Source organism: Ruegeria sp. HKCCD7255 (assembly GCF_013031565.1).
GTDB lineage: Bacteria > Pseudomonadota > Alphaproteobacteria > Rhodobacterales > Rhodobacteraceae > Ruegeria.
The window spans coordinates 156,001-167,063 of record NZ_WQAG01000001.1; the positions used below are offsets into that span (position 1 = coordinate 156,001).

The following is an 11,063-nucleotide window of genomic DNA, read 5'->3' on the forward strand; positions in this document are numbered from 1 at the left end:
AACCGTATAGTGAGTTTTAGGTTGACCACAATGCGGTGCGTGTGCATCATCATGCGGGACAGGTGGGGAGGCCACCCAGACAATTGAAAAGCGAACACCGCCGCGTTGCCGGCGAACAGAGGAGATATGCCCTATGGTCGAAATCCGCGGCATTGAGTTTCAGGCAAACACCGACAATGACATGGGGCTTGAGTTTTACAATCTGAGCCACAGATACGGGTTTCAGTGCCCCAACTGGCCGTATTTCAAGGACGTCCAGATCGACCGAAAGCACTATATGGCTAAGTCAGGCGTGTTGTCTCAGACGATTACCACGACGATGCACGTGACCACTCATATTGATGCACCGGCGCATGTCGTTCAGGGAACGCCGTTCATCGATGAGGTGCCGTTACCCCATTTCTTTGGCTCGGGTTTGGTGGTTTCTGTACCTAAAAAGAAATGGGAGCAAATTACCGGCGATGATCTGGAAAAGGCCTGTGGTCACGCAATCCGCAAAGGCGATGTGCTGATCATCAACACCGGCTGGCACAAGCAGTATGAAGATGGCGACTACTTTGCTTATTGCCCGGGTCTCGTTCCTTCCGCCGCTGCGTGGATGATCGAGAAAGGTGTGAAAGTCGTCGGCCACGATACCCAGGCGAACGATCACCCGCTGGCAACCGCCATTGGCCCGCAGCGCAACGGTCCGATCATGCCGCATCTTGAGGAGGAATACCTTGAGTGGTCAGGTGGAACGCCCTGGGACGTTGACTTCCCAGAATGGGAGCCTGTGCACAACATGTTGTTCTCCAAGGGTATTCTCGGTATCGAAAATGTTGGCGGCGATCTCGATGCAGTAACCGGCAAGCGCTGTACCTTCGCGTTCTTCCCTTGGAACTGGGACCGGGGCGATGGCTGCATTATCCGACTGGTGGCGATGATCGACAAGAACCAGTCCTACCGCATCGAGGCTGGTGAAGATTTCTGAACACTCACGGACCGGTCGCCGGTTCGCCGGTGGCCGCCAATAACCTTGAGCGGAGACGGACATGCATCTGAAGCGTTTTCAAGACGCACAACCCTACGAAGCACCAAACCATTTTGGGTGTCATGGGCTGCGCTTACAAGGGTTTGAGGAAGGCGGGCCGACAAATCAGTGGATTGGCTTCAGCCAGTTTTTACCAGGCGGTGGTGCCGGGCCGGACTCCACGCCCTTCGAGAAAGTCTACGTCGTTCTGGAGGGCGAGATGACCATCATCGTTGACGGCACAGAAACCAATCTTGGACCCATGGATAGCTGCACGATCGCACCGGGCGAAGTGCGCAAAATAGAGAACCGCGCCAACCACACCTGCAAAATGCTGGTGGTCATTCCGTATCCGCCAGAAAGCTAAGGACGAAAAGAATGTCTGATCCACTCAAGATGTTTGACGTAAAAGACAACGTCGCACTGATCACCGGAGCATCCGGCGCGTTTGGCATGGTTGCTGCGCGCGTTCTGGCTGGTGCCGGGTGCAATCTGGTTCTGGCTGCGGGCAATCAAGAAGCGCTCGACGAGATTGCCAAAGAGTGTGAGGCGCTTGGTGCGACCGTAGTTGCAATAAATTTGCGCCCGACTGATGAAGCGTCCTGTGGCGCATTGGTCGACGAAGCCGTTAACAACTTTGGTAAGCTTGACATTCTCGTTGTCGCGTCCGGCATGAACAAAGTTGCACCGATCAACGACATGGCGCCGGAAACCTTTGACGCAGTGATGGACGCCAATGTGAACCAGAGTTGGCTTTTGGCGCGCGCGGCGGCGGCACACATGAAGCAAAGCGAATATGGCAAGATAATTTTCGTCAGTTCTGCGCGCAGCATCCTTGGACACCCTGCCGGTTACACGGCGTATTGCGCATCAAAGGCTGCCGTGAACGGGATAACCAAAGCCTTGGGATGTGAGCTGGGTCCAACAGGGATTACCGTCAACGCGATCGCGCCGACGGTATTCCGCTCGCCTTTGACGGCTTGGATGTTCGAGGAAACCGACGAAGCTAAAGCAGTGCGCGATGGCTTCCTAACCCGTGTTCCCAAAGGACGACTGGGTGAGCCTGAAGACCTTGCCGGTCCGCTCCTGTTTCTCGCGTCGCGGGCATCTGATTTTTACACCGGGCATATCCTTCATGCCGACGGTGGTTACACGGCGGGTTAAGTGATGGTGCGCAAGAAGCAGCAAATAGCGGTAATTGGCGCGGGTCTGATGGGGCACGGTATCGCCCTAACCTTTGCAAAAGCAGGTCAATGCGTCGCCATCACAGATCCAGTTGAAGAGGCGCGAGCCAGCGTGCCTGCCCGCGTCCGCGCCAGCATGGCCGCGATGGGGGACGACGAGGTCACAATCACAGATACCCTCAAGATGATTGAAATCTTTGCGACGACAGAAAGTGCGGTTCAACATGCCGATGCTGTTTTTGAAGCGGCGCCGGAAAAGTTGGAGCTCAAGCAAGCGATCTTTGCTGAGATCGAGGCGCATGCACCAGAAACTTGCATACTCGCATCCAATACCTCGGTCATGCCGATCACTCAGATCATGTCCGGTTTGCGACGGAAAAACCGAGCTTTGGGAACCCATTGGTGGAATCCCCCGCACATGATCCCGTTGGTCGAAGTCATCAAGACGGAATGGACAGACCCTGAGATTGCGCAAACCATGTTCGATCTGCTGAAGGACGCAGGAAAAACTCCGGTGATGGTCGAGAAGGACGTGCCCGGTTTTATCGGCAATCGCCTTCAGCATGCGCTGTGGCGCGAAGCGGTCAGTCTGGTGGAAAACGGTATTTGCAATGCGGAAGCCGTTGATACCGTGATCAAGTCCAGCTTTGGGCGGCGATTGGCGGTCCTTGGCCCGTTGGAAAACGCAGATCTGGTTGGTACTGACCTGACACTCGATATCCACGAAAACGTACTACACGATCTTGAGGCGCATAAAGGCCCTTCATCCTACCTCAAGTCGCTTGTCGATGCGGGTAAGCTGGGGATGAAATCAGGCGAAGGTTTCAGGAAATGGGCCGAGGGCGAAGCAGATCAGGTTCGCCAACGTGTCGCGAAACATCTGAAAAATCTCGAGAAGACTTTGTAAGATCAATCAAACACTGGCGGGAGGCCGGTGAAGGGAGGACGCAATGACAAAGACTTTTAAGACGGCCACAAGGCGCGGTTTTATTGCCGGGGCTACGGCGGCAATCTCTGCTCCGGCCATCCTCCGGGCAACGCGTGCTTATGCGGCAAACCCGACGCTAAGGATTGGCAATGTCAGCCCGCGTACCGGTCCACTGGCTGGTTTCGCCGAGGCCGATGAATATGTGCTTCAAGCCATTCAGCAGGTCTTTTCGGCCGGGTTGGACAATAACGGAAAGACTTGGAACGTCGATATCATCTCGAAAGACAGCCAGTCCAACCCCAACCGCGCAGCCGAGGTTGCCGCTGACCTGATCTTGGGTGATGAGGTCGATATCATCGTGGCCGCTTCAACGCCGGACACGGTGAACCCTGTTGCTGATCAGGCAGAGATCAACGAAGTTCCCTGCATCACGACCGACTGCCCTTGGCAGCCTTATTTCTTTGGCCGCAATGGTGTTCCAGGTGAGGGTTTTGAAACGACCTATCACTTCTTCTGGGGTTTGGAGGATGTGATCGCGGCGTTCCTAGATATGTGGGACAAAACGGGCGTGACCAAGACAGTGGGCGGTCTTTTCCCCAACGATGCCGACGGAAATGCATGGGGTGATGCGGAATTGGGCCTGCCCAAACCGCTGGCCACAGCTGGCTACACGCTGACTGACCCCGGTCGCTATCAGCCTCTCTCCGACGACTTCTCAAACCAGATCGCAGCGTTCAAAGCTGCGGGTTGCGAAATCGTCACTGGCAACATGATTCCACCCGATTTCGCTACGTTCTGGAGCCAAGCCGCCCAGCAAGGGTTCAACCCAAAGGTCGTGACCATTGGCAAGGCACTTCTGTTCCCATCGGTCATTGAATCGCTGGGAGACCGTGGTGACGGGTTGTCGACCGAGGTCTGGTGGTCCCCGCATCATCCGTTCTCGTCCTCACTCACCGGCATTTCCTCGAAAGACCTTGCCGAAGGTTATACAACAGAGTCGGGTCGACCTTGGACGCAACCGCTCGGCTTTAAGCACGCGCTGTTCGAGGTCGTTGCGGATGTCATCAAACGAGCGGATGATCTGGAAGACCCGTCTGCGATCATTTCGGCAATCACGTCCACCAACCTGAACACAATTGTCGGGCCGGTGAACTGGGGTGATGGGCCAATGAACAACGTCACCAAAACTCCGCTGGTCGGTGGCCAATGGCAGAAGTCTGGAGACGCATACGAGTTGCAGATTGTTGCAAACAGCACCGCGCCCGAAGTTCCGGTGACGGCAGATATGAAATTGCTGGGCTAACCAGACATTCGGCGCCGATCTTGGCGCCGAACCCTCCATCCGAGAGAAGCATGACGACAATCTTGAGACTCCAAGAACTGAGCAAGGCATTTGGCGCATTAACTGTCGCCGATGCCATGAGCTATGAGGTTCAGCAAGGCGAGGCACTCGGGGTAATAGGCCCCAACGGCGCTGGCAAAACCTCGATGTTCAACTTGATCACGGGGACGCTCAAATCCAATTCCGGGGTGATAGAATTCAGTGGGCAGAACGTCACCAAATGGAGCGCGGCAAAGCGCAGCCATGCAGGTATCGCGCGTTCTTTTCAGGTCCCGCAGCCGTTTTCGGGCATGACTGTTTTCGAAAACGCGATGATCGCCGCCACGCAATCAGCTGGCATGCATGGACACAAGGCCGAAAACTTTTGTCTGGAGATTCTGGACCAAACAGAACTGCTGCCCAAGGCAAACGTTCTTGCTGGTAGCCTGACTTTGCTGGAGCGTAAACGCCTGGAACTAACACGTGCGCTTTGCGCCAAACCCAAACTGCTGTTGCTGGATGAGATTGCCGGTGGTTTGACCGAAGCCGAGTGCAAGTCACTGGTCCAGACTATCAAAGACATCCACGCCTCTGGCGTCACCATCATCTGGATCGAACATGTTGTGCACGCCCTGCTGGCCGTCGTGGATCGTCTGATCGTCATCGACTTTGGCAAAAAAATCGCCGAAGGCGAGCCACAGGCAATTATGGAAAGCGCTGAAGTAAAGGAAATTTATCTGGGGATCGAAGCCGATGCCTGACTCAATTCTTCAGACACGCGATTTGAACTCCTACTACGGCGATTTCCAAGCGCTCTATGATGTCGAATTGGACGTCGGCGAGGGAGAAGTTCTCGCAATCATTGGTGCAAACGGCGCAGGCAAGACGACCCTGATGCGGTCAATCACCGGGTTGCTGACGAACGGAGTGGATCAGATTCACTACCGAGGTCAGGATATTAGCCGGCTTCGCGCAGACGAGGTTGCAGAACTTGGCCTCGCCATGGTTCCAGAAGGTCGCCAGTTATTCCCATCTTTGTCAGTCAAAGAAAACCTGATGATCGGAGCCCAAGTTGGTCGCTCGGGTCCTTGGGATCTGAAAGCTGTCTATGATCTGTTCCCGATCCTCGAAGAGCGCAAAAATCAGGCATCAACATCGCTTTCAGGCGGTCAACAGCAGATGGTAGCCATCGGGCGCGCATTGATGGCCAATCCTGATCTGATCCTGTTCGACGAAATTAGCCTGGGACTGGCACCGATCATCATCAAAGACATCTATGAGGCGCTGCCCGGCATCATCGGCGAGGGCATGAGCGCGATCATCGTCGAGCAGGACATCACCAAGGCACTTTCGGTCTCAAGCCGGGTCTATTGCCTGCAGGAGGGGCGCGTTTCGTTGGAAAGCGCGTCTGACACCGTTTCGCGCGAAGAGATTTCGCGCGCGTATTTCGGGATCGAATAATATGGAATGGCTGAATCCTATCGTGCAGGGAACTTTGCTTGGTGGACTCTACGCCCTGTTTGCCGCAGGTCTGTCGTTGATTTTTGGGGTCATGCGGCTCGTCAATATTGCCCATGGCGATCTGATTGTGTTGGCCGCATACCTCGGACTGACCGTGACGACCGCGACCGGGATGCACCCAATGGCCGCGTTGGTGATTGTCGTTCCCGCTATGGCGCTGATTGGGTATGCCCTTCAACGCGGCCTACTGAACCAAACTCTGGGCGACGATATTCTTCCACCGCTGCTTGTGACCTTCGGGCTGAGTGTAATTATCCAGAACGGATTGCTGGAGGTCTACACGGCCGACCCCCAAACACTGAATGCCGGTGCGCTGGAAACAGCCAGCGTTGCAGTAGGCGGTGTGACCCTTGGGATCTTACCGTTGCTGACCTTCGGGATCGCCATCGCTGTGATCTGGGGGCTGCAATGGACCTTTTATCACACCTCACTTGGTCGAGCATTTCGGGCTGTTTCCGACAATCAAGACATCGCCCAGCTTATGGGCCTCAATCGCCGACACATCTTCGGGCTGGCCATGGCGCTGGCTCTCGGAGTGACAGCTGTCGCCGGTATCCTGCTTGGCATTCGGACAAGCTTTGACCCTTCCATCGGTGGAGGTCGCCTGATCTTTGGCTTTGAGGCCGTTATCATCGGCGGGCTAGGCAACCTTTGGGGTACTTTGATTGGCGGCGTTATCCTTGGCGTTGCGCAAACCATCGGAGCCAAGATTGATCCGGGTTGGCAAGTGCTAGCCGGCCATGTTGCTTTCCTTGTCATTCTTGCCGTTCGTCCGAACGGCCTCTTCCCGAGGGTCTCCGGATGAACTTACAAGACTGTTCCGTTTCCCGATCGTCAAAAGCAGCGAGGGTTGCTGCAATCCTGGCCGCAGTCGGTCTGGTCGTATTGATTGCAGCGCCGTGGTGGGCAGGCCGCGCCGACATGCGCTTGATGGGAGAGCTGTTTCTCTATCTTTCCCTCGCCACCCTTTGGAACCTCATGGCGGGTTACGCCGGTCTCGTCTCTGTTGGGCAGCAAGCCTATGTGGGCTTCGGCGGCTATATGCTCTTCGCACTTACGATGCTGGGTGGGCTGAACCCCTTGGTTGCTATTGCAGCAGCGGGAGCGCTGGGGGCTTTGATCTCGATCCCAGTTGCTGTTCTGATCTTCAGGCTTCGGGGCGCATATTTTGCCATTGGCACCTGGGTCATCGCAGAGGTCTTTCGACTGAGCTTCGCGCAAATCTCAGCGCTTGGTGGAGGGTCAGGATCTTCGCTGCCCGTTGCTATTGTGAAATCACTAGCTTCCGGGCGCGCGATGCGTGAGGCGCTGAGCTATTGGCTGGCACTCGGGGCCGCCGTGCTGGTTGTAACCGCCGTGTATTTCTTCCTGCGTTCGCGCCAAGGTTTGGCGTTGACGGCAATTCGGGACAACGAACTGGCCGCCGGTAGCCTTGGCATCGATATCTGGCGAACGAAGTTCATAGTGTACGTTGTCACATCGGCATTCACGGCGATGATCGGCGCGCTGATCTTCTTGCAAAAGCTGCGCATATCGCCGGATGCGGCGTTCAGCGTCAATGATTGGACTGCCTTCGTCATCTTCATCGTAGTGATCGGCGGCATCGGTACCATCGAAGGACCGATCATCGGCACACTCGTCTTCTTTGCGCTGCGCGAAACGCTGGCCGACCTAGGAACAACTTACCTGATCGTTCTCGGCGTGGTCGCAATTGTCGTCATGCTCAAGGCGCCAAAAGGCATTTGGGGCGTGATCCGTAGTCGCTATGATCTGCAACTTTTCCCGCTGGGCTATCGCGTAATGCACACCGGACAATCCAAGGAAAACTGAACCTATGGCCCGTCAGAAAAAGACCATCATTACATGTGCTGTAACAGGAGCGATCCACACACCAACCATGTCGGATGCGCTCCCGTACACTTACGACGACATCGCACGGCAGGCGATCGAGGCCGCCGAGGCTGGAGCGTCGATCCTACACCTGCATGCGCGAAATCCCCAGGACGGGTCGCCATCCGTCGACCCAAATGACTTTGCGCCATTTCTGCCCCGCATAAAACAGGCGACCAATGCCGTTGTGAACCTATCGACTGGAGGATCGCTGACACTATCTATTCAAGACCGGATCAACCCGGCCAAGACTTTCAGCCCCGAAATGTGCTCGATGAATATGGGTTCGATGAACTTCTCGTTTCACCCATTGGCCAACCGGTATGGCGATGATGATTGGAAATTTGATTGGGAGAAAGAGTATGTCGCGAACTCCGATCAGAACATCTTTCGCAATACGTTCCGGGACATTCGCGAAGCGGCAGAAACGCTCGCGCCGCATGACATTAAATTCGAACATGAATGCTACGATGTCGGCCACTTGTATAACTTAAAATTCTGCATGGATATCGGGTTGTTCAAAGCACCTGTTTTCATTCAGTTCATCTTTGGAATCCTCGGTGGTATCGGGCCTGAGGTCGACAACCTGATCTTCATGAAACGCACAGCAGATCGCCTGTTTGGTGATGACTACCGCTGGTCCGTTCTCGGAGCCGGCGGTGCGCAGATGTCGCTTGCTACCACTGCAAGTCAGATGGGCGGCAATCTTCGCGTCGGTCTAGAAGACAGCTTGTTCATCTCACGTGGAAAGCTGGCCGAAAGCAACGCTCGGCAAGTCGCCAAAATTCGACGCATCGTAGAAGATCTAGGCAGTCAGGTGGCGACGCCTGATGAAGCCAGGGAAATTCTGGATTTGAAGGGTGGTGATCGCGTAGCCTTCTGACGATTGGACGCTTGGCCTAACCTCTCGTCGAGTGACTTATTTATGTAGTTTCGAAAACCCTTAGGAGGTCGAACCATGCGATTGGTATATTTGGCAATCAGCGCGCTTTTCGTGGGTTTATTTACCGTTCAGGCTAATGCGCAAAACGAAGCCCAGGACATCACCAACCTTTTGCTCAGCAACCGATCTGGAGACTGCGCGGATTATGCAGGAGTGTATTCCGCTTCAGTGGAGGATGTAACGCGCCAGCACCGTTTTAACTCCGAAATCGAAATCTCGGCAAATAGCCAGCACTGCACCCTCAAGACCAACGGTATCCCCAATCATGATTTCAACGGGCCTACAGCCAACTTCGCTAATAATGTGCGAGAATTGCCTGGCACTTTTCGGATTCCCAGAAATCCGGAAAAGGCCCGCAACCAAACCACGCTGTCGCAACGGAGTTATGATGCGATTTTGTTGAATGGCGTGCCGGTCGATTTGCTTTCGGCTGGGTGTTATCGCCCGAGCGGTCCGCGAGCAGACAAGAACGGCAATGTATTGGCGGGGTGTCGAGACACTGATCCATGGCTGCTCGATCCGCCGTCTTACGATCAGTATTTTGGTGTAGATCTGCACAATGCCCATGCCCAGCCCGATGGCAGGTATCATTACCATTCCAATCCAAATGCTCTGTTTTTGGATAACGACCTTGATAAGCCGTCACCAGCTATTGGCTTCGCCGCTGACGGCTTTCCGATCTACGGGACGATATTCAAAGACAGGGATGGTACGATAAGACCTGCGATTTCCGGCTACCAACTCAAAACTACGCCTCGGCCTGCGCCGCCTAACGGGCCGGGTGGTACTCCGGACGGGACATATATCGACGACTACGAATTCACTGGGGCTGGCGATCTAGATAAGTGCAATGGCATGACTGTGGATGGCCAGTACGGATACTATGTCACGACAAGCTACCCGTGGGTGCTCAACTGCTTGGTCGGAGCACCTGACAGGTCATTCGACAAAAGGTGATCTCTAGCCCCAATTTCGGAGATCCAGTTTTGACCTATCCTGGATTGACCCAGACACTTTGCGTTTTCTCCGCGATGCTAACGGTATCGCGAAATCGCTCGCAATTCTAATCTGATTGGGATTGCCATCTGTTTAAAGCGGTCAAAGTGATTCATTGAATTTGAGACTGCTGCCTTGGGGCTCAAATCAAATGTTCTTTGCACCCAAGCCTTTTAGTCAAGCGTTCCTGTCGATCTATCGGATCATGAGAAATAGAATACTGGGGCTTCAAATGACTTGGCCCCGGTAAACTGTGGGTTGCGACGAAGCGACGAAAACACAATGCTCGCTTCGCCGTACACTGTAGTTACTTTAGGTAGGTGTTGAACCAATCAATAGTGCGGTCCCAGGCTAGGCTTGCCATTTCCTCGTCATAACGAGGCGTACTGTCGTTATGGAAACCGTGATTGGCATTTTCGTAGATGTAGGCTTCGTATACCTTTCCGTTGGATTGCAGAGCGGCTTCAAAATCCGGCCAACCTGCGTTGATGCGCTCATCAAGCTCTCCCATCTGAATCAGCAACGGTGCCTGAATTTTGGCTACATCCTCAACTGCTGGCTGGCGACCATAGAATGGCACGCCCGCGGCCAATTCGGGGTAGGCCACGGCAATTGCGCTGACCACACCGCCGCCGTAGCAGAAACCCACAGCACCGACCTTTCCAGTACAATCATCTCGGTCCAATAGGTATTCAAATCCATTGAAGAAATCGTTCATCAATGCGACCCGGTCCACTGTCTTTTGAAGCTCGCGCCCATCCGCGTCGTTGCCTGGGTAACCTCCCACTGACGTCAGACCGTCGGGGGCCAGTGCCATAAACCCGGCTTTTGCCAACCTGCGCGCCACATCCTCGATGTAAGGATTCAGGCCGCGGTTTTCGTGGATCACTAGCACCCCGGGCAGGGGCTCTTCAACGCCGGCAGGTCGGACAAGGTATCCGCGAACATCACCGGTTCCATTCGGTGAAGGATAGGTGATGTAGTCTGCGTGGATATCGGGATCGTTGAACGAAACTTGCTGAGCCATCGCGTAGTTCGGGCTGAGCATGTTCAGCAGCGCTACCGCTGTCATGCCGCCGACCGCGAACTTACCTGCGCGGTCCAGGAATTGGCGCTTGGTGATCTTGCCGTGCGCGTAAAAGTCATACAGGTCCAGAAGTTCCTGGTCGAAGTCTTTTGCCGTCATGCGAGTCATTGTGGATCTCCTGATGAGTTTGGCTGTCTGAAGGTTGGGTAGTATCCGATCTGAAGGTCTTGATTTGATTGAGCGT

12 protein-coding genes are annotated in these 11,063 nt (G+C 54.7%); 11 read left to right on the forward strand and 1 reads right to left on the reverse strand.

The genetic code is table 11. From position 1 onward, the window contains the following. The first annotated feature begins 133 nt into the window (after positions 1-133). The 11 genes from GOX45_RS00785 (at position 134) to GOX45_RS00835 (ending at position 9,753) form a co-directional block, all read left to right on the forward strand. Positions 134-970, forward strand: a complete 837-nt coding sequence (locus tag GOX45_RS00785; protein WP_171097027.1) for a cyclase family protein — start codon at positions 134-136, stop codon at positions 968-970. Positions 971-1,031: 61 nt separating this feature from the next. Beyond that, positions 1,032-1,376, forward strand: coding sequence for a cupin domain-containing protein (locus tag GOX45_RS00790; protein WP_171097029.1), 345 nt, complete (start codon positions 1,032-1,034; stop codon positions 1,374-1,376). Positions 1,377-1,387: 11 nt separating this feature from the next. Continuing rightward, positions 1,388-2,173 carry an SDR family NAD(P)-dependent oxidoreductase gene (locus GOX45_RS00795; RefSeq protein ID WP_171097031.1) on the forward strand — a complete coding sequence of 262 codons (786 nt, stop codon included), beginning with the start codon at positions 1,388-1,390 and terminating at the stop codon, positions 2,171-2,173. 6 nt (positions 2,174-2,179) lie between these two features. Further along, positions 2,180-3,100 carry a 3-hydroxyacyl-CoA dehydrogenase family protein gene (locus GOX45_RS00800; RefSeq protein WP_217350237.1) on the forward strand — a complete coding sequence of 307 codons (921 nt, stop codon included), beginning with the start codon at positions 2,180-2,182 and terminating at the stop codon, positions 3,098-3,100. A 43-nt stretch (positions 3,101-3,143) separates the two neighbouring features. Continuing rightward, positions 3,144-4,424, forward strand: coding sequence for an ABC transporter substrate-binding protein (locus GOX45_RS00805; RefSeq protein WP_171097034.1), 1,281 nt, complete (start codon positions 3,144-3,146; stop codon positions 4,422-4,424). 50 nt (positions 4,425-4,474) lie between these two features. Beyond that, positions 4,475-5,203 (forward strand): ABC transporter ATP-binding protein, encoded by a 729-nt coding sequence (locus tag GOX45_RS00810; RefSeq protein ID WP_171097036.1) that lies wholly within the window; start codon positions 4,475-4,477, stop codon positions 5,201-5,203. Next, a complete protein-coding gene (locus tag GOX45_RS00815) occupies positions 5,196-5,903 on the forward strand; it encodes an ABC transporter ATP-binding protein (RefSeq protein WP_171097038.1) in 708 nt (235 codons plus the stop codon). Before GOX45_RS00810 ends, GOX45_RS00815 begins: the two co-directional genes overlap by 8 nt. Before the next feature lies 1 nt (position 5,904). Continuing rightward, positions 5,905-6,768, forward strand: coding sequence for a branched-chain amino acid ABC transporter permease (locus GOX45_RS00820; RefSeq protein ID WP_171097040.1), 864 nt, complete (start codon positions 5,905-5,907; stop codon positions 6,766-6,768). Further along, entirely contained in the window at positions 6,765-7,793 is a 1,029-nt protein-coding gene (locus GOX45_RS00825; protein ID WP_171097042.1) for a branched-chain amino acid ABC transporter permease, read from the forward strand. The genes GOX45_RS00820 and GOX45_RS00825 overlap by 4 nt, the downstream gene beginning before the upstream one ends. Before the next feature lie 4 nt (positions 7,794-7,797). Next, the gene (locus GOX45_RS00830; RefSeq protein ID WP_171097044.1) at positions 7,798-8,736 is read left to right on the forward strand and encodes a 3-keto-5-aminohexanoate cleavage protein; all 939 of its coding nucleotides are present in this window, start codon (positions 7,798-7,800) and stop codon (positions 8,734-8,736) included. Between the two features lie 75 nt (positions 8,737-8,811). Then, a complete protein-coding gene (locus GOX45_RS00835) occupies positions 8,812-9,753 on the forward strand; it encodes a YHYH protein (RefSeq protein ID WP_171097046.1) in 942 nt (313 codons plus the stop codon). Between the two features lie 346 nt (positions 9,754-10,099). On the opposite strand, the gene yghX is transcribed toward GOX45_RS00835, so the two are convergent. After that, positions 10,100-10,987 (reverse strand): YghX family hydrolase, encoded by an 888-nt coding sequence (gene yghX / locus GOX45_RS00840; protein ID WP_171097048.1) that lies wholly within the window; start codon positions 10,985-10,987, stop codon positions 10,100-10,102. Positions 10,988-11,063: the final 76 nt, after the last annotated feature.